The 23136-nt window shown below is 65.8% G+C and carries 18 protein-coding genes; 10 read left to right on the top strand and 8 right to left on the bottom strand.

The annotated features are described in order from the left end of the window. Nucleotides 1–23: 23 nt before the first annotated feature. Nucleotides 24–476: a hypothetical protein gene (locus J2X54_RS23745; protein ID WP_310184288.1), complete on the bottom strand. Its 453-nt coding sequence runs from the start codon at nucleotides 474–476 to the stop codon at nucleotides 24–26. A gap of 269 nt (nucleotides 477–745) precedes the next feature. On the opposite strand from J2X54_RS23745, the gene J2X54_RS23740 reads away from it, so the two are divergent. After that, nucleotides 746–1789 carry a hypothetical protein gene (locus tag J2X54_RS23740; RefSeq protein ID WP_310184309.1) on the top strand — a complete coding sequence of 348 codons (1044 nt, stop codon included), beginning with the start codon at nucleotides 746–748 and terminating at the stop codon, nucleotides 1787–1789. Nucleotides 1790–1792: 3 nt separating this feature from the next. On the opposite strand, the gene J2X54_RS23735 is transcribed toward J2X54_RS23740, so the two are convergent. Beyond that, nucleotides 1793–2728 (bottom strand): LysR family transcriptional regulator, encoded by a 936-nt coding sequence (locus tag J2X54_RS23735; RefSeq protein WP_310184287.1) that lies wholly within the window; start codon nucleotides 2726–2728, stop codon nucleotides 1793–1795. A 107-nt stretch (nucleotides 2729–2835) separates the two neighbouring features. Here J2X54_RS23735 and J2X54_RS23730 point away from each other — a divergent pair, with 107 nt between their 5' ends. After that, nucleotides 2836–3675, top strand: a complete 840-nt coding sequence (locus J2X54_RS23730) for a phytanoyl-CoA dioxygenase family protein (protein WP_310184286.1) — start codon at nucleotides 2836–2838, stop codon at nucleotides 3673–3675. Continuing rightward, entirely contained in the window at nucleotides 3675–4490 is an 816-nt protein-coding gene (locus J2X54_RS23725) for a TIM barrel protein (protein ID WP_310184285.1), read from the top strand. The genes J2X54_RS23730 and J2X54_RS23725 overlap by 1 nt, the downstream gene beginning before the upstream one ends. On the opposite strand, the gene J2X54_RS23720 is transcribed toward J2X54_RS23725, so the two are convergent. Beyond that, the gene (locus J2X54_RS23720) at nucleotides 4481–5539 is read right to left on the bottom strand and encodes a CHASE domain-containing protein (protein ID WP_310184284.1); all 1059 of its coding nucleotides are present in this window, start codon (nucleotides 5537–5539) and stop codon (nucleotides 4481–4483) included. The genes J2X54_RS23725 and J2X54_RS23720 overlap by 10 nt on opposite strands. Before the next feature lie 3 nt (nucleotides 5540–5542). Continuing rightward, entirely contained in the window at nucleotides 5543–6670 is a 1128-nt protein-coding gene (locus J2X54_RS23715) for an HD domain-containing phosphohydrolase (protein WP_310184283.1), read from the bottom strand. 118 nt (nucleotides 6671–6788) lie between these two features. Here J2X54_RS23715 and J2X54_RS23710 point away from each other — a divergent pair, with 118 nt between their 5' ends. The 7 genes from J2X54_RS23710 (at nucleotide 6789) to J2X54_RS23680 (ending at nucleotide 16120) form a co-directional block, all read left to right on the top strand. Further along, complete coding sequence (locus J2X54_RS23710) at nucleotides 6789–7277, top strand: MarR family winged helix-turn-helix transcriptional regulator (RefSeq protein ID WP_229255405.1); 489 nt, start codon at nucleotides 6789–6791, stop codon at nucleotides 7275–7277. 34 nt (nucleotides 7278–7311) lie between these two features. Further along, entirely contained in the window at nucleotides 7312–8058 is a 747-nt protein-coding gene (locus J2X54_RS23705; protein WP_070249576.1) for a 2OG-Fe dioxygenase family protein, read from the top strand. A 56-nt stretch (nucleotides 8059–8114) separates the two neighbouring features. Further along, entirely contained in the window at nucleotides 8115–9467 is a 1353-nt protein-coding gene (locus J2X54_RS23700) for a response regulator (RefSeq protein ID WP_310184282.1), read from the top strand. A 257-nt stretch (nucleotides 9468–9724) separates the two neighbouring features. Then, nucleotides 9725–10411, top strand: a complete 687-nt coding sequence (locus tag J2X54_RS23695) for a CerR family C-terminal domain-containing protein (protein WP_310184281.1) — start codon at nucleotides 9725–9727, stop codon at nucleotides 10409–10411. Beyond that, complete coding sequence (locus J2X54_RS23690; RefSeq protein WP_310184280.1) at nucleotides 10408–11820, top strand: efflux transporter outer membrane subunit; 1413 nt, start codon at nucleotides 10408–10410, stop codon at nucleotides 11818–11820. Before J2X54_RS23695 ends, J2X54_RS23690 begins: the two co-directional genes overlap by 4 nt. Nucleotides 11821–11851: 31 nt before the next feature. After that, nucleotides 11852–13006, top strand: coding sequence for an efflux RND transporter periplasmic adaptor subunit (locus tag J2X54_RS23685; RefSeq protein ID WP_310184279.1), 1155 nt, complete (start codon nucleotides 11852–11854; stop codon nucleotides 13004–13006). Between the two features lie 9 nt (nucleotides 13007–13015). Next, nucleotides 13016–16120 carry an efflux RND transporter permease subunit gene (locus tag J2X54_RS23680; RefSeq protein ID WP_310184278.1) on the top strand — a complete coding sequence of 1035 codons (3105 nt, stop codon included), beginning with the start codon at nucleotides 13016–13018 and terminating at the stop codon, nucleotides 16118–16120. A 96-nt stretch (nucleotides 16121–16216) separates the two neighbouring features. Here J2X54_RS23680 and J2X54_RS23675 read toward each other — a convergent pair whose 3' ends face one another. The 4 genes from J2X54_RS23675 to J2X54_RS23660 form a co-directional block, all read right to left on the bottom strand. Next, the gene (locus J2X54_RS23675; protein WP_310184277.1) at nucleotides 16217–17626 is read right to left on the bottom strand and encodes an efflux transporter outer membrane subunit; all 1410 of its coding nucleotides are present in this window, start codon (nucleotides 17624–17626) and stop codon (nucleotides 16217–16219) included. Further along, complete coding sequence (locus J2X54_RS23670) at nucleotides 17623–18801, bottom strand: HlyD family secretion protein (protein WP_070246126.1); 1179 nt, start codon at nucleotides 18799–18801, stop codon at nucleotides 17623–17625. The genes J2X54_RS23675 and J2X54_RS23670 overlap by 4 nt, the downstream gene beginning before the upstream one ends. A gap of 10 nt (nucleotides 18802–18811) precedes the next feature. Continuing rightward, the gene (locus J2X54_RS23665) at nucleotides 18812–20485 is read right to left on the bottom strand and encodes an MFS transporter (protein ID WP_310184276.1); all 1674 of its coding nucleotides are present in this window, start codon (nucleotides 20483–20485) and stop codon (nucleotides 18812–18814) included. Nucleotides 20486–20685: 200 nt separating this feature from the next. Further along, on the bottom strand, nucleotides 20686–23115 hold the full coding sequence (locus J2X54_RS23660; protein WP_310184275.1) for a catalase: 2430 nt from the start codon (nucleotides 23113–23115) through the stop codon (nucleotides 20686–20688). Between the last annotated feature and the right edge of the window lie 21 nt (nucleotides 23116–23136).

Raw genomic sequence — 23136 nt, 5'->3', positions numbered from 1 at the left:
TGCAGCGCACGCTTCAACGAGTTTCAGGTATTGATTTTCTTCGGTGGCGGCGGCGGCGCGAAAACGATGTTTTCCGACTCGGGCGCCGTCGCCAGCGCGTCCGAGGTTTCCAGCCACTGCATCAGTTTTTCCATGCGGCGGATCAGGATGCCCTTGCTGTTGATGTAGCCGACCTGCTCGAAGTTTTCCGGCTTGCTGATCATCTTGGAGACGGTGGGCAGGTTGTCGGCCAGGCGGTCGAACGCCTTGCGCGCCTTTTGCTCCCACTTGACCAGGTTCGGTTCGTTGAAGCGGTTGCTCTCGTAATAAATCGTGAGCGTACGGTCATGGTTGCCATAACCGACAATCGCCGCACCCCGGCGGACGGTGTCCAGCACATCTTCCTTGATGTTGGCCGTAGGCACGAACAAGGCGGCACGCGCGGTGGCGCTGTCGGGTCGTTCCAGCGGCAAATCCTGTCCCATTAATACGGTCATACGCATCCTGTTGTGGTCGCCATGGAGTTGCTGCTAGGCTATATTCTGGATTTTATATCGCGGTCATGGCGCAAGACAAGAAGAAAGGCAGCACAGCGCCCGCTAAAGCCGATAGAACGTCCTGCAGCGTGGCGCGCACGCGAATCTGCGCGGCGGGGGTGCCCCCGTATTGGCCCTGTATTGACCCTGTATTGGCCCAGTCTTGGCTCGGTCATGGCCTGACGGTGTCCTATAATGCCGGCTCCAGCGACCATTTCAGCCCCGTCACGATGCCCTCCCCCGCTTTGAACACTCCTTTGGCCGCTGCCGCCGTCGATGCCGCCGAGCGCCACCTGCGCGACACCCTGGCGATCGCCATCGGCCACGCGCCGCCGCACGCGGCGCTGATCGTCCACGACACCCGCACCGAGCTCAACCTGGCGCTGACCGAAGCCTACCGCCGCGTGGTGCCCGATGCGCGTTTCATCGACTTCGACGCGGTGTCCCCCGACGACGTGCTGGCCGCCTTTGCGCAGCTGGCCGCCGGCGACCTGGTGGTGCTGGTGCAATCGACCAGCTTCCGGCTCGAGGCCTTCCGCATCCGCATCGAGCTGTTCAAGCGCGGCCTGAAAGTGATCGAACATGTGCACCTGGCGCGCATGCCTGGCGTGCAGGGGCTGCATTACATCGAATCGCTGGCCTACGACCCCGCCTATTATCGCGGCGTGGGCCACGCACTGAAGGCGCGCATCGATGGCGCCAGCCATGGCATGGTGGACAGCGGCGACGGCGCGCAACTGGTGTTCGGCTCAAAGTTCGAAGCGGCCAAACTCAATATCGGCGACTACACCGGCATGAACAATATCGGCGGCCAGTTCCCGCTCGGTGAAGTGTTTACCGAGGCGCGCGACCTGGAAGCGGTCAACGGCCGCGCGCGCATCTTCGTGTTCGGCGACACCTCGTTCCACGTCAACCAGCCGACGGTGCCGGTCACGATCGTCGTCGAGAAAGGCCGCGTGGTGAGCGCCGAGAACAGCACGCCGGAATTCGACAACATGCTGGCCATCATCCGCGCCCACGAAGGCGACGTGTGGTTGCGCGAACTGGGCTTCGGCATGAACCGCGCCTTCTCGCGCACGCGCATGGTGGACGATATCGGCACCTACGAGCGCATGTGCGGCATCCACCTGTCGCTGGGCGCCAAGCATGGCGTGTACACCAAGCCGCAATTCAAGCGCAAGGATGCGCGCTACCACGTCGACGTGTTCGCGGTGACCGACGGCGTGTACCTGGACGGCCAGCAGGTGTACGCGGACGGCGCCTGGCAGCCCTGACTTTTACACTTCTTCCTGTTCGTGCAACACGCGTTCCCACGGCGGCACCGGCTGGTACTCGGCCACCAGGTGATCGATCAGGGCGCGCACCTTGGGCGACGGCTGGCGGCTGGCCGGGTACAGCGCCGACAGGTGGTTGAGCGGCAGTTCCCAGTCGGTGAGCACCGGCACCAGCGTGCCCTCGCGCAGCGCGCGCCAGGCCAGGAAGGTGGTGTGGTACACGATGCCCAGCCCCTGCTGCGCCGCCTGGTGCAGCACCAGGCCGTTGTTGGCGGTGAACGCCGCCTGCACCCGCACCGTCTCGCGCTGCGCCCCTTTTGAAAAATGCCACGCCGTGCCGGCGGTCAGGTGGCTGAAGTGCAGGCAGCGGTGATCGTGCAGGTCGTGCGGCGTGCGCGGCGTGCCGTGGCGCGCCAGGTAGGCCGGGCTGGCGCACAGCACCGCGCGGCACGGCGCCAGCGGCCGCATGGCCAGCGCGTGCACGTCCGGGATGCCGCCCACCCGTATGGTCAGATCGAAACCGTGCTCGATCGGGTCGAGCAGCGCATCGTCGACGTGCAGCGACGGCGCCAGCTGCGGGTGCAGCAGGTTGAAACGGGCGACCGAACCGGCCAGCCATTCGCTGCCAAAGCTCGACGGCGCCTGGATGCGCAGCGGCCCGGCCAGTTCGGCACCGGCGGCGGCGCTGACCACCGCGCGCGCGGCCTCGTGCGCCTGCGCCACGGCGGCCGCGCAAGGTGCCAGGTAGGCCTGGCCGGCATCGGTCAAGCTCACTTCGCGGGTGGAGCGGTGCAGCAGGCGCGCCTGCAGGCGCTCTTCCAGTTGCAGCACGTGCTTGCTGACCATGGCACGCGTGAGCCCCAGCCGCCGGCCGGCCTCGCTGAAGCTGCGCTGGCGCGCCACCTCGACAAAAATCTCCATTGCGCGTAATTGGTCCATCAACGATTGTCGCCAGTTTGACGACAATGTGTCAATGCTTTGTGGATTGTTGTGGCACGCGGCCGCGCTTACAATCGGCCTTTATTTATTCAGCCTGGAGCCGCAACATGTTGACAGACGCGCAAAAACAGCAATACCAACGCGATGGTTACCTGGTGGTGCCGGACTTTAAAAGCGCCGCCGAGATCGCCGTGCTGCGCGAGCGCGCGGCGCAGATTGTCAACCAGTTCGATCCGGGCGCGCAGTCGGGCATCTTCAGCACCATCGAGCAGGAAAAGACCACCGACGACTACTTCCTCGGCTCCGACAACACCGTGCGCTGCTTCTTCGAGGAAGAAGCGTTTGGCGCCGACGGCCAGCTCAAACAGGACAAGTCGCTGTCGATCAACAAGATCGGCCACGCCATGCACGATCTCGATCCCACCTTCCGCGCGTTTACCGCCGACGAGCGCCTGAACGCGGTGGCCCGCGACATCGGCCTGATGGACCCGAAAGTGTGGCAATCGATGTACATCTTCAAGCAGCCCGGCATCGGCGGCGAAGTGCGCTGGCACCAGGACGCCACCTATTTCGACACCGACCCGGTGAGCGTGACCACGTTCTGGTTCGCGCTGGAAGACGCCACCCTCGACAACGGCTGCATGTGGGCCGAACCGGGCGGCCATCGCGGCCCGATGCGCGAGCGCTTTTTGCGCAATGGCGACCAGGTCCGCATGGAAAAGCTGAGCGACCTGCCCTGGCCCGATAACAGCACCGCGGTGCCGCTGCCTTGCAAGGCCGGCAGCCTGGTGGTATTCCACGGCCTGCTGCCGCACTACAGCGCACCGAACCGCTCGGCCGTCTCGCGCCACGCCTACACGCTGCACGTGACCGATGGCGCGACCGCCTACTCGCCGCAAAACTGGATCCAGCGCGACGAACGCCTGCCGGTGCGGGGCTTCGTTTAATGAAAGTCGAGATTTTTGCCGCCCACTGGGGCAACAACGAACTGCCGGCCGACGTCTTCATCGAACGGGTCAAAGCGGCCGGCTTCGACGGCATCGAACTGTCCTTGCCGCTGGACGCGGCCGCGCGCGACGACTGGACCGGGCGCATTGCCGATGCCGGCCTGGCGCTGATCGTGGGCCAGTGGGAAACCGCGCTGGCGCCAGAGTTCACCGCCCACCGCGCGGCGCTGGCCGAGCTGCTGCACAACGCCTGCGCGGCGCGTCCGCTGCTCGTCAATTCGCAGACCGGCAAGGACTACTTCACGTTCGAGCAAAACCGCGAACTGCTGGACATGGCGGCGGCCATCGCGCGCGAGCACGGCGTGCCGATTTATCACGAGACCCACCGCAGCCGCTGGAGCGCGCACCCGGCGCTGGCCCTGCCCTACCTGCGCCAGCTGCCCGACCTGCAGCTGACAGCCGACCTGTCGCACTGGTGCTGCGCGTGCGAGTCGCTGCTGGGCGACCAACCGCAGCTGCTGGCCGAAACGCTGCCGCGCGTGCGCCACATCCACGCCCGCGTGGGCCACGAGCAGGGCCCGCAGGTGGCCGACTTCCGCGCGCCGGAGTCGCAGGCGGCACTGGCTGCACACCTGGCATGGTGGGACGAAGTGGTGCGGCTGCGCCGCGCGGCCGGCGCCGAGCGTTTGACCATCACGCCGGAATTCGGCCCGGTACCGTACACCCAGACCTTGCCGTACACGGGGGCGGCAGTATCGAATGCGTGGCAATTGAACGTGGCGATGCTGGGCGTGCTGCGCCAGCGTTATGGCTGAACCGCGCCCGGCTTTGCTGGGCGCAGCATCAGGATCCCGGCCGCCAGCACGCTGATGATGGCGCCGGCCAGCGCCACCGCCAGCACCGCTGCCGACGCGCCGCCGTAGCGCGCACCGGGCTTGCCCTCGAAGCGCAGCAGCCAGCGCCGCTGGCCCACTTCCAGCACTTTTTCCGCCACCAGTCCCACATTGTCTGCACGCTGCGGCGCCAGCTTACCGGCGCTGTCGTACAGAAGACTGCCCGAGTTGCCGCCCGCGGCGCGCGGCGTCATCGCGCCGTTGACGTAGCCGCCGTCCTCGATGCGCACGTGCAGGTGCTCGAGCAGTGCGCCATCGATCACTTCGCGCATTAGCGCATTGACCCGGAATACGAGGGCGACGAAACCGACCAGCGCGTCACGCCGCTGCGCTTCGCTGCCGACCGGCGCGCCATTGCGGTACACCGGCGCGCGGGCGATAAAACCCGGCTCGCCCGTCACATCCTGCACCAGCGTGATCGGTTCGGTGGAGACGATCTCGCCGCTGTCGCGCGCCAGCATCGCCGCGCGCAGGTGCGGCGGCAGCGCGGCCAGGTCCAGGCCGAAAGCGTTCTCGTTACCCTTGTCCGGCGCCGTGTATTCGATCACGTAATGGACCGGTGCGTGGGTAACCGGATGCACGCGGAAATTCGGATAGCCGCCCGCATCCACGCTGGTGTCGGCGCGCACGGCGGCGGCAAAGGCGTCGAGCCGGTCCTCGGGCACGGCGCGCACGAACTGCACCGCCTGGAAGCCGGGATAGCGGCGTTCGAGCTTGAGCTCCGCGCTGAAACGGTGAAAGCGCGCGCGGTCGATGCGGTCGTCGAGCGCATAGATGCCCTTGAATCCCAGCAGGACATCGAAACAGGTTTGCAGGCGCGCCTCGGTATCGCGCGCGACCTTGTCGGTGTCGCGCTGGAAGCGCGTCTCCATCTGCGCGCGCTGGTCGGCGTGCACCAGGTAGCAGAGCGTTCCGGTCAGGGTCAGGCCGACGGCCAGGGCAGCGAGACCGCGCGTGCGCATCGGTGACATGGCCTACACGTGCAGCGACAACAGCGGGCCGATGCCGTGCTCGAGGTCCTGCACATTGTCGGCGTAACGCTCGGCGATGTCGCGGAACTCTTCTTCAGCCACCAGCATGGCATCGACCACGTCCGGATCGAAATGCTCGCCGCTGGCCTGGCGCACCATTTCCATCGCGGTTTCGTGGGTGAAGGCAGGCTTGTACACGCGCTTGGAAATGAGCGCGTCGTACACGTCGGCCACCGCCATCAGGCGCGCCGCCAGCGGAATGGCGTCGCCCTTGAGGCCTTCCGGGTAGCCGGTGCCGTCGTATTTTTCCTGGTGCGAGTAGGTGATCTCGCGCGCGTAGCGCAGGAAGGTATTGGTGTAGCCCAGGTGGTTTTCCACGTTGACGATGGCATCGCGGCCGTACACGGTATGCATCTTCATCACCGAAAACTCGGCCGGCGTCAGTGCGCCCGGCTTGAGCAGGATGGCGTCGGGAATCGACACCTTGCCGATATCGTGCAGCGGCGCAGCCTTGTACAGCGACTTGATGTTGGCGTCGCTGAGCTCTTCGGCAAAGCGCGGGTTGCCCTGCAGCCGGCGCGCCAGGGCCACGACGTAGTGCTGCACGCGGCGCAAGTGGTTGGCGGTTTCGTATTCGCGCGTCTCGGCCAGCGAAGCCAGCGCCCAGATCATGGCGTCGAGCATCTGGCTCAGTTCCGCGGTGACTTCTTCCACCACGTGTTCGAGCAGGTTGCGCTGCTGCTTGAGCAGTTCACGCGCGTGACGCAGCTGCAAATGGGTGCCCACGCGTGCGCGCAGCACTTCGTGCGCGAAGGGCCGGGCAATCACGTCCACCGCCCCCGCAGCGAGGGCGCGCGCCTCGTCGGGCTCGGCCTGCAGGAATATCAGCGGGATATCGGCCGTGTCGGGACTGGACTTGAGCTGCTGGCACACGCGGTAGCCGTCGATATCGGGCAGCGCGGCGTCGAGCACCACCAGGTCGGGCCGGGGCACGTGCTCCATCACCATCAGCGCGGCACGGCCGCTGTTGGCCAGGCGGACCTCGTAGCGGTCCTGGAGCAGGCTGTTCATCTGGATCAGATTCTCCGAAGCCTCGTCGACGATCAGCACGATGGCTCTTTTGGCATTCATCTACCGCACTCCCTGAAAATTAGCTATTGGCAACATATGACCACATCATACCCTGTCAAGGCAGACAATTTGCAGGTCATCGCTTGCAATTGTATAGCGCGCTACCCATAATGGGACCATGAACACCAAAACTTCCCCCGCTAACATCGACGCCACTGCGGATGCGGCCGCAGTCGCCCAGGCGCCGCAACTGGACCAGCAGCTGTGCTTTGCGCTGTATTCGACGTCGCTGGCGATGAGCAAAATCTATCGCAAGCTGTTGCGCGGCCTGGGCCTCACCTACTCGCAATACCTGGTCATGATGGTGTTGTGGGAAAAGGACGAGCAGACCGTCTCCGAAGTGGGCGAGCGGCTATTCCTCGATTCGGCCACGCTCACGCCGCTGCTCAAGCGCATGGAGGCAGCCGAGCTGCTTACCCGCACCCGCGCCGCCGTCGACGAACGGCAAGTGATCATCAAGCTCACCGCGCGCGGCGACGCCCTGCGCGAGCAGGCGGCCAAGCTGCCGCCGTCCATCCTGCAAGCCACGCGCTGCACGATCGGGCAGGTGGTGGACATGAAACAGCAACTCGACTCCCTGCGCGCCAGCCTGATGGACGCCGGCTAAACATACTGATACCTACCGCCATACCACTATCGTCATGAAGCCATTCAACCCGATCTACACGCCGCGCGCGCAGGCGGCCGAAGCACTGCGTACCCAGGGCTACGCGCTGCTGTCGCCGCAGGACGTGGCCGCGCTGGCAGGTGTACCCCGCGATAGTCTCGACGCCCTGGCCCCGAGCTGGAACGAACTGTCTCCCGACCAGTATCTCAAGGATGGTGGCCGATACCGGCGCCGGCGCCACTCCTGCTTCGTGCAGCAAGGCGCGCGCCTCACGCAAACCGCGCACCGCGCGCACTGGCAGCCGCTCGAATACAACGCCCTGCACGGCGGCATGCACCGCTTGTTCGAGCCAGTGATGCCGGCCACCGTGGCGCAGCCGGCATGGCCGGCCCTGATTACCGCCATCGGCCAGCTGTGCAGCGCCGCCCGGGACGTCAGCGCGCCGTGGTACGTGGAAGCGCACCAGTTCCGCATCGACACCGCCGACGGCATCGGCCGCCCTACCCCGGAAGGCGCGCACCGCGACGGCGTCGATTTCGTCGCCGTGATCCTGGTGGCGCGCGACCAGGTCAAGGGCGGCGAAACCCGGGTATTCGAGGCAGATGGCCCCAACGGCAAACGCTTCACCATGACCGAACCCTGGACCTTGCTGCTGCTCGACGACGCCACCGTGATCCACGAATCGACGCCGATCCAGCCGCTGCACGTCTACGGGCACCGCGACACGCTGGTGCTCACCTGGCGCGCCGGCGCGTTCCAGGGCGAGGAAAAACCCCTGTAGCGGATTAAATCCGCTATAGTCATCACACAAAATTCCAGCATTCAGGAGGGTGGTCAGTGGACGCCAGCTATGAGATACAGCCCGATGAAATCGAAATACTGATCGTCGAAGATAGTCCTACCCAGGCCGAGCGTTTGCGCCGGCTGATCCAGTCGATGCGCTACCGCGCCCGCGTGGCCGGCAACGGCCGCCTGGCGCTCGAAGCCATCCGCGACAGCAAGCCGCACCTGGTCCTGTCCGACATCGTCATGCCCGAAATGGACGGCTACACGCTGTGCCGCGCCATCAAGTCCGACCCCGAACTGCGCGACATCCCGGTCATCCTGGTGACGTCGCTGATGGACCCCAAGGACATCATTCGCGGCATCGAATGCGGCGCAGATAATTTCATTCGCAAGCCGTACGCGGAAGACTACCTGCTCAACCGCATCGGCCACATGCTGATGAACCAGAAGCTGCGCCGCAACCAGAACATGGAAATCGGCATTGCCCTGTACTTGGGCGAGCAAAAGCATTTCATCAACGCCGAGCGCCAGCAAATCCTCGACCTGCTGATCTCCACCTACGAGCAGGCGGTGCAGGTCAATGGCGAACTGCAGGCGCGTGAACGGCAGGTGATCGAGCTCAATATGCGCCTGGCCAACCACGCCGGCGAGCTGGAAACCATCAACCGCGAAATCGCCCTGAAAAACCTCGAACTGGCCGAGGCGAGCCGCATGAAGTCGGCCTTCATCGCCAATATGTCGCACGAGCTGCGCACGCCGCTCAACGCCATCATCGGCTTTACCGGCGCGCTGCTGATGAAGCTCCCCGGCCCGCTGACCGGGGAACAGGACAAGCAGCTCAACACCATCCGCACCAGCGCGCGCCACCTGCTCTCCCTGATCAACGACATCCTCGACGTCGCCAAGATCGAGGCCGGCAAGGTCACGCTCGAAGTGCAGAAGGTGCAGTGCCAGAACCTGGTGCGCGACGTGGTCGATACGCTGCGCCCGCTGGCGCTGCAAAAAGGCTTATCGCTGGAGATCGACCTGGCCGACGAAGCGATCGTGCTCGAAACCGACCAGCGCGCACTGACGCAAATCCTGCTCAACCTTGGCAATAACGCCATCAAGTTCACCGAGACCGGCTCGGTGCGTGTCTCGCTGGCGCAACGCGCCGGCGAAGGCCAGCAGATGGTCGAATTCTCGGTGGCCGACAGCGGCGCCGGCATCCGCGAAGAAGACCAGAACAAGCTGTTCCAGGCGTTCTCGCAGCTCGACTCCACGTCCACCCGTCATGCCGAAGGCGCCGGTCTGGGGCTGTACCTGTGCCAGAACCTCGCCAACCTGATCGGCGGCTCGCTGTTCTTCAAGAGCGATTTCGGCCAGGGCAGCACGTTTACGCTGGCGCTGCCGCGCCGCAGCTGAAAATAGTTGAACATCGTAGTTCTACGGTATTGCAGCGCAACATAAAAGAGGATATATTGGAACTGTCTCCTCCAACCGTTCGCTGAACATTGGAATTAAGCCCGCCACCTTAACCGGTCGCGGGCATTTTTTTTGCCCGTACGGCGACGCTGAAATAATCACGGATTTGATTGTGCCGTGCAGCACAGATCCCCGGATTAAACTAAACGCCTGATTTAGTTATATCAATCGTTTGAATTATGTGCTGTAATCGCAGCATGAACGCCAAAGCCACCACCCCCTCCCCTGACGACGCCCGCAAGCCGCGCTCGGACGGCGAGCAGTCGCGCGAGCGGCTGCTGCACGCGGCCATGCGCCTGTTCGGCCAGCAGGGCTATTCCAAGACCTCCACCCGCGAGATCGCCAACGCGGCCGGCGCCAATGTCGCTGCCATCAGCTACTACTTCGGCGACAAGTCCGGGCTGTACCAGGCCTGTTTCGGCTTCATGTGCGCCACGCCCGGCGGCAACGTCGCCGCGTTCGAGCAGCCGCACTTCTCGCTGCGCGAGTCGCTGCAGGGCTATTACCGGCAAATGCTGGCGCCCCTGTTGCAGCACGAGGACGCCGAGATTCTGCTGCGCCTGTTTTACCGCGAAATGCTCGAACCCACCGGCCTGTGGCAGCGCGAGATCGAGGACAACATCAAGCCCGAACACGCAGCGCTGCTGCGGGTGCTGTGCCGCCACCTGGGCACGCGAGACGTCACCGATGACCTGCAGCGCCTGGCCCACGCGATTCCGAGCCTGGCGGTCACGCTGATGATCGGGCGCGACGTGATTGCGGCCGTCTCGCCGCAGCTGGTGGCGTCGCCCGCCGCCTTTGCCGCATGGGCCGAACAGCTGGTCGATTATGCCGAGGCGCTGGTGCAGGTCGAACAAATCAAACTTCAACAAAGGACAGCATGAACAGGACTTTACGGGTTGCCGTGGCGTGCGCCATGGCTGCGGGCTTGGGTGCGTGTGCGGTCAAGGCGCCGGCGCCGCAGGTCGCTGCGCAAGCGCCCGCGCAGTGGCAGGCGCCCCTGCCCCACAACGGCAGCCGCGCCAACCTCGCCACCTGGTGGCGCGAGCAGACCGACACACTGCTGGCCGACCTGATCGACGCGGCGCAGACGGTGAGCCCCACCGTGTCGTCGGCCGCCTCGCGCATTGCCCAGTCGCGCGCCGACCAGGTGGCGGCCGGCGCCGCGCTGGTGCCCAACCTGGACGGCACCGGCAGCGTCAGCCGCGCCAACCAGCAGTCGCTGACGCCGATGGGCACCACCTCGCAGGTAGCGCTGCAGGCGTCGTGGGAAGTGGACCTGTTCGGCGCCAACCGCGCCGCGCGCGACGCCGCGCAGGCGCGCTACCAGAGCGCGCAGGCCGGCTGGCACGACGCCCGCGTGTCGGTGGCGGCGGAAACCGCCAACCAGTATTTCGCCCTGCGCGCCTGCGAGCAGTTGATGGAGGTGGCCCGGCAGGACGCCGCCTCGCGCGCCGACACCGCGCGCCTGACCGAACTGTCGGCTGGCGCCGGCTTCGAGTCGCCCGCCAACCTGGCGCTGGCGCGCGCCAGCGCCGCCGACGGCAACAGCCGTTACCTGGCCCAGCGCGCCAGCTGCGACGTCAACGTCAAGGCGCTGGTGGCGTTGACTGCGATGGCGGAGCCGGAACTGCGGCGACGGCTGGCCGGCAATGCAAATCCGGGGGCCGGTGCACCGGCCGTCATGCCAGCGTTCAGCGTGACCGAACTGCCGGCGCAAACGCTGGCCCAGCGGCCGGACGTGTTCACCGCCGAACGCGAAGTGGCTGCCGCCAGCGCGGAAGTGGGCAGCGCCAGGGCGCAACGGTATCCGCGCCTGACCATTTCCGGCGCGGTCGGCATCGCCAATTTCCACAGCGGCGGCGTCAACACCAAGACCGACACCTGGAATATCGGCCCGGTCTCGGTCTCGGTGCCGATCTTCGATGCCGGCCGCCGCCGCGCCAACGAAGATGCGGCCAGCGCCCGCTACGACGCCGCCGTGGTCAGCTACCGCGCCACCGTGCGCCAGGCCGTAAGCGACGTCGAGCAGGCGATGGTCAACCTCGACAGCACCGCACAGCGCGCGACCGACGCCAGCACCGCCACGCAAGGCTACCGCGCCAATTTCAACGCCGTCGAGCAGCGCTACCAGAACGGCATGGCCAGCCTGTTCGAGCTGGAAGACGCGCGCCGCACCCGGCTGGCCGCAGAGCAGAACCAAGTCACGCTGGCGCGCGAACGTAACGCAGCCTGGGTGGCGCTGTACCGCGCTGCCGGTGGCGGCTGGACCGCTCCCGCGACGAATAACTGATACCTGATACCTGATACCTGATCCCGGACTTATGAAAACTCTGAAATCGAATCTGAAGCCTGTCGCCCTGGCCCTGTTGGCGGTATTGGTCATCGGCGGCATCGCCTGGTACGCCACGTCCCACAAAGCGGTCGACGACAAGAAGACCGCCGCCCCCAAGCCGGCGCTGACCGTCACCGTGGTCAAGCCCTCCACCGCCAGCCTGCCGCTCACGCTCACCGCCAACGGTAACGTGGCGGCCTGGCAGGAGGCCAGCGTGAGCAGCGAATCGAACGGCTTGCGCCTGACCGAAGTGCGCGTCAACGTCGGCGACACCGTCAAGGCCGGCGACGTGCTGGCGGTGTTCTCGGCCGATACCGTCAACGCCGACGTGGCGCAAGCCAGGGCCGCCCTGCTCGAAGCGCAAGCCACCGCCGCCGACGCGGTAGCCAACGCCGCGCGCGCGCGTACGCTCAAGGACTCGGGAGCGCTGAGCGCCCAGCAGATCAGCCAGTACAACACCGCCGAGCAGACCGCCAATGCGCGCATTGCCTCGGCCCAGGCAGCGCTGGCCACCCAGCAGCTGCGCCTGAAGTACACCAAAGTGGTGGCGCCCGACAGCGGCGTGATCTCAGCGCGCACGGCCACCGTGGGCGCGGTATCGGCGCCCGGCACGGAGCTGTTCCGCATGATCCGCCAGGGCCGCCTGGAATGGCGCGCCGAGGTGGTAGCGCAGGACCTGCGCAGCATCGTGCCCGGCGCCACCGCGCTGGTGAAAGCGGCCAACGGCAGCGAGACCACCGGCAAGGTGCGCATGATCGCGCCGACCGTGGACCAGCAAACCCGCTCGGCGCTGGTGTACGTGGACCTGCCGCAGAACGCCGGCTCGAAAGAGGCGCCGTTCAAGGCCGGCATGTTCGCCAGCGGCAAATTCGAACTCGGTGCGTCGCAGGCATTGACCGTGCCGCAGCAGTCGATCGTGGTGCGCGACGGCTTCAGCTTCGTGTTCCGCCTCACGCCAGACAACCACGTGGCGCAAGTCAAGGTGCAGCCGGGCCGGCGCGCGGGCGACCGCATCGAAGTGGTGGGCGGCCTGCAGGCCGACACGCCGGTGGTGCTGCGCGGCGCCGGCTTCCTCAATGATGGCGACCTGGTGCACGTGGTGGCCGAGCAGCCCGCCGCTGCCGCTGCGGCTGCGGCCAAGTAAGGGAACACCATGAATTTTTCCGCGTTATCGATCAAGAACCCGATCCCGGCGATCATGCTGTTCGTGCTGCTCTCGCTGGCGGGCCTGATGGCCTATAAAGCCAACCCGGTGCAGGACTTCCCGGACATCGAGCTGCCCATCGTCACCGTCACCGCCACGCTCGAAGGCACGGCGCCGGCGCAGCTGGAAACCGAAGTCACGCGCAAGATCGAGGATTCGGTGGCCACGCTGCAGGGCGTGAAAAACATCTATTCCACGGTGCTCGACGGCGTCTCGACCACCACCGTCGAATTCATCCTGGAAAAGCCGCTCTCGGACGCCGTCAACGACGTGCGCGATGCGGTCGCGCGGGTGAAAGCCGACATGCCGGCCGAGCTGCGCGATCCGTCGGTGACCAAGGCTGCCACCGCCGGGCGGGTGGTGCAGACCTTCACCGCGACGGCAGCCAATGTCCCCGGCGAGAAGATGGACAAACAGGAGCTGAGCTGGTTCGTCGACAACACCGTGGCCAAGCGCCTGCTGGCGGTGCCGGGCCTCGGTGCGGTCAAGCGCGTGGGCGGCGTGTACCGCGAGATCCGGGTGGAACTCGACGATGCGCGCATGGCGGCATTGCGGGTTTCGGCGCTCGACGTCTCGCGCCAGCTGCGGCTGGTGCAGCGCGAGGCGCCGGGTGGGCGCGGCGATGTCAGTGGCGCCGAGCAGTCGGTACGCACCATTGCCACCGTCAAGAGCGCGGCCGAACTGGCCGCCATCGAACTGCCGCTGACCGACGGGCGCCGCGTGCGCCTCGACCAGGTGGCCACCATTACCGACACCGTCGCCGAACCGCGCGCGATCGCCATGCAGGACGGGCGCGAGGTGGTGGGTTTTGAAATCTTCCGCACCAAGGGCGCCAGCGAAGTGGCCGTGGCGCGCGGCGCGCGCGAGGCGATCAAACAGCTCAACCTCGACAACCCGAAGGTGGTGCTGCAACAGGTGATCGATAATGCGATCCCGGTCGAAGATGACTTCGACGGCTCGATGCACCTGCTGTACGAAGGCGCGCTGCTGGCGGTACTGGTGGTGTGGTGGTTCCTGCGCGACTGGCGCGCCACGCTGGTGGCCGCCGCCGCGCTGCCGCTGTCGGTGATGCCGGCGTTCCTCGGCATCTGGCTGTTCGGCTACACGCTCAACATCGTCACCCTGCTCTCGCTGGCGCTGGTCGTGGGCGTGCTGGTCGATGACGCCATCGTCGAAATCGAAAACATCGAGCGCCACCTGCGCATGGGTAAAACGCCGATGGAAGCGGCGCTGGAAGCGGCCGACGAAATCGGCATGGCGGTGATCGCCACCACGTTCGCGCTGGTGGCGGTATTCCTGCCCACCGCGTTCATGAGCGGCGTGCCGGGCCTGTTCTTCAAGCAGTTCGGCTGGACCGCCGTGATCGCGGTGCTGGCCTCGCTGGTGGTGGCGCGGTTGTTGACGCCGATGATGGCGGCATACCTGTTGAAACCCGCCGTCCACAAGGAGGAACAGGACGGCTGGCTCATGACGCGGTACATGAACACCATGCGCTGGTGTCTCACCAATCGCGGCATTACGGCGATTGCCTCGCTGGTGTTCTTTGCCGGTTCCATCGCGCTGGTGGGGCTGCTGCCGACCGGCTTCGTGCCGGCGGCCGACCGCTCGCAAACCCAGATCAACCTGGAACTGCCGCCCGGCTCCACGCTGGCGGAGACGCTCGTGGTGGCCGAGCGCGCACGCGTCGCGGCAATGAAGGTCCCCGGCATCAAGGCAGTATTCAGCTCGATCGGCGGGGGCTCCAGCGGCGACGCCTTTGCTCCCGGCGCGGCGGCCGAGGCGCGTAGCGCGGTACTCACCCTCACCACCGTGCACCGCACCGACCGCAAGGAATCGATGGCCGACCTGGAGTCGCATATCCGCGAACAGTTGAACAACGTGCCTGGCGCCCGCTTCAAGGTGGGCCCGCCCGACAGCGGCGTCAAGATGCAGCTGGTGCTGCGCAGCGACGACCCGGTCGCCTTGCGCGAGACCGCGCAAAAGGTCGAGCGCGAAATGCGCACGCTGCAAGGCGTGGGCAATGTACGCTCCACCGCGTCGCTGGTGCGCCCCGAAATCATCGTCACGCCGGACTTCGCCAAGGCGGCCGACCTGGGCGTCACCGCGTCATCGATCGGACAGACCGTGCGCGTGGCCACGGCCGGCGACTATGACACCGATCTGACCAAGATGAACCTGCCCGAGCGCCAGGTGCCGATCCGCGTCAAGCTGCCCGACGCCGTGCGCGCCGACCTCGACGCCATCGGCCGCCTGACGGTGCCGGGCAAGAACGGCCCGGTGCTGCTGGCCACGGTGGCCACCATCACCATGGAAAGCGGCCCGGCGCAGATCAACCGTTTGAATCGCAGCCGCAACGTGACGTTCGAAGTGGAACTGGGCAGGCGCACCCTCGGGGAGGTCAACGCCGAGGCGCGCGCCCTGCCTACCATGCAGAACCTGCCCAAGTCGGTCAAGATCGCGGAACTGGGCGACGCCCAGGAGATGGCGGCGCTGTTCAACAGCTTCGGCATCGCCATGCTGATCGGGGTGCTGTGCATCTACTGCGTGCTGGTGCTGCTGTTCAAGGACTTCATGCAGCCATTGACGATTCTGGCAGCCTTGCCGCTGTCGATCGGCGGCGCGTTTGTCGCGCTCTTGATCACGGGCCGCGCTTTGTCGATGCCGTCGATGATCGGCCTGATCATGCTGATGGGGATCGTCACCAAGAACTCGATCCTGCTGGTCGATTACGCCATCCTGGCGCGCCAGGCCGGCATGAACCGCTTTGACGCGCTGGTGGACGCCTGCCACAAGCGCAGCCGCCCGATCCTGATGACGACCATCGCCATGGGCGCCGGCATGATGCCGCTGGCGCTGGGCTGGGGCGCCGACCCGAGCTTCCGCTCGCCGATGGCGATCACCGTGATCGGCGGCTTGATCACCTCGACGTTACTGAGCTTGCTGGTGGTGCCGGCGGTGTTTACGTACGTGGACGATTTCGAGCACTGGTTGCGGAATATGATGCGAAAATCGCCCCCCGAGCCCGAACCCGACGCAGTTAAAGCGCTACCGTAAGTTCAGGGTCAGTGCCGACATTTGGACACGAGCTCAACTACTTACGGATGAGTTCCTGTCCGAATGTCGGCACTGACCCCGAAGTGCGAAGTGGGGTTAGCGACCAGCACTCCAGCCGCCGCCCATGGCGCGGTACAGGTCCACCGAGGCGGTGAGGATGCGCGTGCGCAGTTGCAGGCTTCCCACGTCGGCGCTGTACAGCGTGCGCTGCGCATCGAGTTCTTCCAGGTATGACGCGTAACCGTTGCGGTAGCGGTTGTGGGCGATACGCAGGGTTTCCGCTGCTGTCGCCCGGCGTGCGTCGTTTTGCACCGCCTGCTCTTTCAACCGGGCGATCGCACCCAGGCCGTTGTCGGTTTCGGCAAACGCATTGCGCACCGCGCTTTCGTACGCCACGATCACCTGATCGCGCTGCGCCGCCACCGAGTCGGTCTGGCTCTGTACCCTGCCGCCATCGAAGATGGGCGCGGCCAGCGCGCCGGTCAGATGCCACAGCCGCGTGGGCGCGTTCAGAAAATCATGCATCTTCAGGCTTTGTATGCCACCGACGGCAGTGAGCTTGAACGACGGCAGCAGCTGGTCGCGCGTGGCCTGCAAGTTGGCGTTGATCGCCACCAGGTTGTATTCGGCACGGGCGATGTCCGGGCGCCGGCGCAGCAGCTCCGACGGCAAGCCTTCCGGCACGGCCGGTGACTGCAAGGCCGTCAGTTCCTCGCCGCGCGCGACCGGTCCCGGGTTGCCGCCAGCGAGAATCGATAACGCGTTTTCCTGCTCGAAGATCTGGCGTTTCAGTTGCGGGATGGTCTCGGCCGTGGTCTGGTACTCGGCCTGCGCCTGCAACCATTCCAGGCGCGAGCTGTAGCCGACGTCGAACTGGCGCTTGGCCAGGTCGCGCGATTGTTCGCGCAGTTTGAGCGTCGCTTCGGTCAGCGCCAGCTGGGCGTCGAGCCCGCGCAGGTTCAGGTATCCGGTCGCCACGGTGGCGGCAATCGACAGGGCCACCGCGTCGGCATTGGCCTGCTCCGCCTGGTAAGTTGCGGTAGCAGCGTCGGTGGCGGCGGCCAGCCGGCCCCACAGGTCCACCTCGTAGCTGGCCTGGAATTCGGCCTGGTAGATATTGGTCACGTACGGCACGCCGGCGCTCGACAACTGGCGCGCGCGGGTAGGCGCGGTATCGACCGACACCACCGGCTTCTGCCCGGCGCCAGCCACGCCCACCAGCGCGCGGTACTGCGCCACGCGGGCGCGTGCCACGCGCACGTCGCCGTTGTGTTCCAGCGCTTGGGTTACCAGCGTGCTCAGGACCGGATCGCCGAACGCCTGCCACCACTGCTGTTCCACCGGGCCAGCATGCTGGCCCGGCCCCGCAGCAGGCGTGCGCCAGGCCGCCGGCGTCTGCAGGGTCGATGCCGGTGGCGGTGTGACGGTGGCCGCGCAGCCGGCCAGCACCAGTGCTACCGTCAGGACAGAGGCGAGCGCCGGCGGCCGCAAAACACTGCGCCTCATGGCTGCCCTCCCTCGTCGGCATCGTTGAGCACCGCCGAGGTGTCGATGCTGACGATCACCGACATGCCGGGCGCCAGCCGCTGGGCGCGGGCCTGGCCGGCATCGATGCGGATGCGCACCGGGATGCGCTGGGCGATCTTGACGTAGTTGCCGGTGGCGTTATCGGCCGGCAGCACCGAGAATTCGGAGCCGGTCGCCGGCGAGATCCGTTCCACCTGCCCGGTCAACTGCGCGCCGTCGAGCGCATCGACCTTGAAGGTCACGCTCTGGCCCACGCGCACGTGGTTCATCTGGGTTTCCTTGAGGTTGGCGATCACCCACAGCTGGCGCGGCACAAGTCCCATCAGCTGGGCGCCGGTGTTCACGTAGGCGCCCTTGCGCACCGTGACCTGGCCCAGCTGGCCGTCTTCCGGCGCGACGATGCGGGTATTCTCCAGGTCCACCTTGGCTGCCTTGAGTGCGGCGGCGGCGTTGTCCACGGCAGCTTCCAGCGACTGCTTGTTGACGGTGACCGAGCGCACCTGCTGTTTGGCGATGTCGAGATTGGCGCGCGCCTGCGCCACGGCAGCGGCAGTTTGCGCCTGCGCCGCGCGCGAGGCGTCCTGCTCGCGCAGCGACAGCGAGCCGTCTTCGGCCAGCGAGTCCACCCGCCTGACGTCGGCCAGCGACTTCATGGCCTGGGCCTGGGCGTTGGCCAGCACCGCCTGGTTCAGTACCACGCCCGCTTCGGCGGTGCGGTGCGACTGCTCCCAGTTGGCCAGCGCGGCCTTTTGCGCGGCCAGTTGCGCCTGCGCCTGGTCGTAGCGCTGCTGGTAGATGCGGTCGTCGATCTTCGCCAGCAGGTCGTCCTTCTTGACGAACTGGAAATCCTGCACGTTCACTTCCGTGACATAGCCGGCAATCTGGGTGCCGATCAAGGTGACCTGGCCGCGCACGAGCGCATTCTCGGTCGAGACGATCGGCGTGGTAAACGGCGGCAGGCGCCACGCGTACAGCACCACCAGCACGCCAACCAGGGCGATCAGGGCAAAGGCGATGGTGGAAAAGATCTGGATGCGCCGGTCCGGCACCGGTTCGGCCCTGGTGCTGGCCACGGCGGCCGTGGCGGCAGCAGCCGCGACTTCTGCCACGTGTTTGTCGGAAGGCGTTGGATTGTCGGGAGTATTGTCGGCCATGGTGTTTAGTTCATCGAGATTCGGAATTGGTCAGAGAAACAGCGGCAATGCCGGTCTGGGCGCCCTGGAACAGGTTGGGCGGGCATATCACGCAAATGCTCCACAGGTAGCGCCCCAGCATCCACGCCAGCGTGAGCAGCGCGACCACGGTCACCATCAGGAACACGTCGTTGTAGGCGAGGATATTGGCCTCGCGCGTGGCGGCGGCGGCCAGCGAAGCCACGCCCTGCGCACTGCGCAGCGCCGGGTCTCCCAGCACGCCGCCAAGCGTCGCGCCGCCGTTCTGGATGCGCGCGGCCACCAGCGGATTCAACAGGGTCAGGTGCTCGGTCAGCAAACTGGAATGGTATTTTTCGCGCACCACCTGGAACGTGCCCACGATGGCGCTGCCCAGCAGGCTGCCCAGGGTTTGCGTGATCGAGAACATAACCGCAAAACTCACCAGGTTGTTGGGCGCGGCCACCACCGCCCCGAAGCCGGAGACGAAGGTGGGGCCGATGAAGAACGCCCCGCCAAAGCCCAGCAAAAACTGGCTCACGTACATCTCGGCCGGCCGCGTGAGGTTGGTGGCGCGCGAATCCATGTACGCGCCGATCGCCATCACCACCAGCGAGAACATCAGCTGGAACGGGATGCGCGCCGGCGTGATGGTCCATGCGCTCACCAGCATGCCCGACACCGCGCCGGCCATCACCACGATCCACAGCATCTGCATCTGGTCGTTGTTCAGACCCAAGGTCTGCAAAAAGCCCACCGTGCCATTGGCCTCCGACTGCACGATGCGGATCAGCAGTACCGACAGCGCCAGGCGCGTCATGTTGCCGGTAGTGAGCCAGCGCGTATTGATCAAGGGCCGCTTGCGGTTATGCTCGATGAGCAGCGCGGCCGAAATGAGCACGATGGCGCCCGCCAGGCACAGGCCCAGCCAGCGCGACTCGAACCACCACACGGTGCGCCCCAGCGCCAGCACGGCCGACAGCAGCGCCACGCCCGGCGCGAACAGGCTGAAGGTGACGAAGTCCATTTTCTCGAACACCTTGTAACGGTCACCCGGCGGCAGCTTGAGGTACAACACGCAGCCGAGCGACAGCAGCGCCATGCCCAGTTCGAAAAAGTACAGGCCGCGCCATTCGGCGATTTCCATCAGGTTGGTGGAAAACAGCCGCGCCATGGGCGTGGCCAGTTGCGAGAAGCCGATACCGAGCACCACGCCTTTCAGGCGATGCTGGGCGGGGAATGCCTGCAGCACGTAGTACAGGCCCAAAGTGGTCAGCGCCGCGCCGCTCATGCCGTGGGCAGCGCGCACAAAAATGGCCGACGCCAGCCCGTGCACGAACAGGTGGGCAACCGTGGCCAGCGCGTACAGCACCAGGAACAACTCGGTAAACAGCCGCAGGCCGTACTGCTGGCGGAACTTCACCAGCAGCAGGTTCATCGAGACGTTGGTCATCACGTAGGCGGCCGGCAGCCATTGGATTTCGGCCGAGAACACGCCCAGCGAGCCTTGCAGGTATGGCAGGTTGACGATCACCAGCGCGTTGCCCAAGCCACCGGTGATGGCGACGATGAAGCCGATGACGAAAAACGCCACCCGGCGCGGGAACGAATGGTGCGGGCTGGAAGGCGACCCGGGCAAGGTGGGACGCTCATGCGGTTGCCAGACTTGAGGGGCGTAAACGTCCATCGGGGCCAGTTCTTTTAGTATTTTTGACGGAATATGTTGAACTGCCGCTCAACAGCAGCAGCCCAGTATTTTGCATATTACTATGATGGCCGCTCGCGCGCGATTTGGGGACTGGCCGGAAGTGAGGGGCTACACAAAAACAAGGTACAAAAAAAGGCGCCGCCACATCGCTGCGGCGGCGCCTCGTGGGTCACACGCGCTTAGACCATCGAACCTTCGGCTTCACGCTGGAAGTTGCGGTGCGCAGCCAGCGCGCCCTTGAACTCGGCCAGCGCAGCGGTCACGCCACCGGCATCGACGAGCCACAGCGACGGATCGCCCTGGCCGCTTGGCAGCTTGTCCTGCACGCCCAGCTTTTTCAGCACACTGGCGCCGGCGCCAATCGCCAGGATCGGCTTGCAGTGGTTGTACTGCTGGCGCACGAAGTCGAGCGCGATCGCTTCCATCTGCAGCGACTTGGCGCTGTCCTCGCCGTCGGCAATGACGACTGCGTCGTACAGCACGGCCGGACCGGCCTCGAACGAGATTTCCACGTCGAGCATGGCGCCGTCAACACCTTTCAGCTGACCGAGGTAAGGACCGACCACGCGTGGCACCGCACCCGCCTTGAGCAGGTCTGCATACACGGCCTGCACCCCGGCCGCATCGACGCCGTGCGAGGCGATGATCGCGACCTTGCGGCCCTTCACGCCGGCCGAACCGGGACGCGCCAGCAGCGACAGCGCTGGCGATGGTGCGTACTCCGGCGCCTTGGCGTCGGTCGCCAGCGGCATCGGCGCTGGCACGTCCAGGCCCAGGCCCTTGGCCACGCCTTCTGCCAGTGCGGCATCGACGTTGGCCAGCATCGACAGCAGGCGCACGCGAATGGCGGGCACCGTCACCCGGCTCAATTCGAAGCGGTAGGCGTTGATGATGTGGGTTTGCTCGGACGGCGTCTGGCTGATCCAGAACAGGCGCGCCTGCGAGTAGTGGTCGGCGAACAGTTCCGGCTTGCCGCGCACTTTATCCTCGGGCTTTTGCAGCTTCTGGTCGATGCTGGAAAACGCCGTGGTAAAGCCGGCCATGCCAGCCTGGAACGGGCAGCCACCCGCCAGCGAATTGGGCTCGTACGCCACGCGGCCACGGTGGATGGCCTGGCGGTGCATGCCGTCGCGCTGGTTGTTGTGCACGGGCGCCACCGGCGCATTGATCGGCAGTTCGTGGAAGTTCGGGCCACCCAAGCGGCTGATCTGGGTGTCGACGTACGAGTGGATGCGGCCTTGCAGCAGCGGGTCATTGGTGAAGTCGATGCCCGGCACCACGTGCGCGGTGCAGAAGGCCACCTGCTCGGTCTCGGCAAAGAAGTTGTCCGGATTGCGGTTCAGGACCATCTTGCCGATCGGTTGAACCGGTACCAGTTCTTCGGGGACGATCTTGGTCGCATCGAGCACGTCGAACGGGAACTGGTCGGCCTGTTCTTCGGTGAAGACCTGCACACCGAGTTCCCATTCCGGGTAGTTGCCCGCTTCGATCGCTTCCCACAGGTCGCGGCGATGGAAGTCGGCGTCGGCACCGGCAATCTTGGCCGCTTCGTCCCACACCAGCGAGTGCGTGCCACCGACCGGATTCCAGTGGAATTTGCAGAATACCGATTTGCCCTCGGCGTTCACCAGGCGGAACGTGTGCACACCGAAGCCCTGCATGGTGCGGTAGCTGCGCGGAATGGCGCGGTCGGACAGGTGCCACATCAGCATGTGGGTCGATTCCGGCATCAGCGTGACGAAATCCCAGAAGGTGTCGTGCGCACTGGCCGCCTGCGGAATGCCGTTATGCGGCTCCGGTTTGACGGCGTGGATCAGGTCCGGGAACTTCATGGCGTCCTGGATGAAGAACACCGGCATGTTGTTACCCACCAGGTCCCAGTTGCCTTCGTCGGTATAGAACTTGACGGCAAAGCCGCGCACATCGCGCACGGTGTCGGCCGAACCGCGTTCGCCGGCGACAGTGGAGAAGCGCACGAACACCGGCGTGCGTTTGCCCTTGTCGGCAAACGGCGCAGCGCGCGTGAGGTCCGAGTAATTGTCGTAGCTTTCGAAGTAGCCGTGGGCGGCCGAACCGCGCGCATGGACCACGCGTTCCGGAATGCGCTCGTGGTCGAAGTGCGTGATCTTTTCGCGCAGGATGAAGTCTTCCATCGCGGTCGGTCCGCGCAGGCCCACCTTGAGCGAATTCTGGTTGTCGGCTACCGGCACGCCCTGGTTGGAGGTCAGGCGCTGGCCGGTGGCGTCTACCCGTACCCGGTCGAGCGGATCGACGGTAGGGTTGACGCCCTGCGGTTGGATACCGGCGCCGACTTTGTCAGACGCAGTGGTTTCGCCAGTGGTGCTGGCGCCGCCGAACAGGTGTTTCATCGGGCAGGTGGCGCCCGCTTGCGGAGTGCGCGAGGCGTCCCCGTGTTCACCGGCCTTGTTGGGATTGAATGGCATGCCGGCAGCCACTTCCTGGGCGCCAGCCACCTTGTCGAGCAAAGCTGCTTCCTGAGGCGCGCCACCGAGACTTCCTGGCGGCGGCGCGGATGATGGTGTTGACACGGTACTCAAAACGGAACCGGCTCCCATGACGGAAGCCGGCGTTTTTTTAGCATTGCTCATTGTATGTCCCTTGGTGTGTGG

It is taken from the genome of Duganella sp. 3397 (genome assembly GCF_031456625.1).
GTDB classification, from domain to species: Bacteria; Pseudomonadota; Gammaproteobacteria; order Burkholderiales; family Burkholderiaceae_D; genus Rugamonas; species Rugamonas phyllosphaerae.
This window is presented reverse-complemented; position numbering and strand designations above follow the sequence as displayed.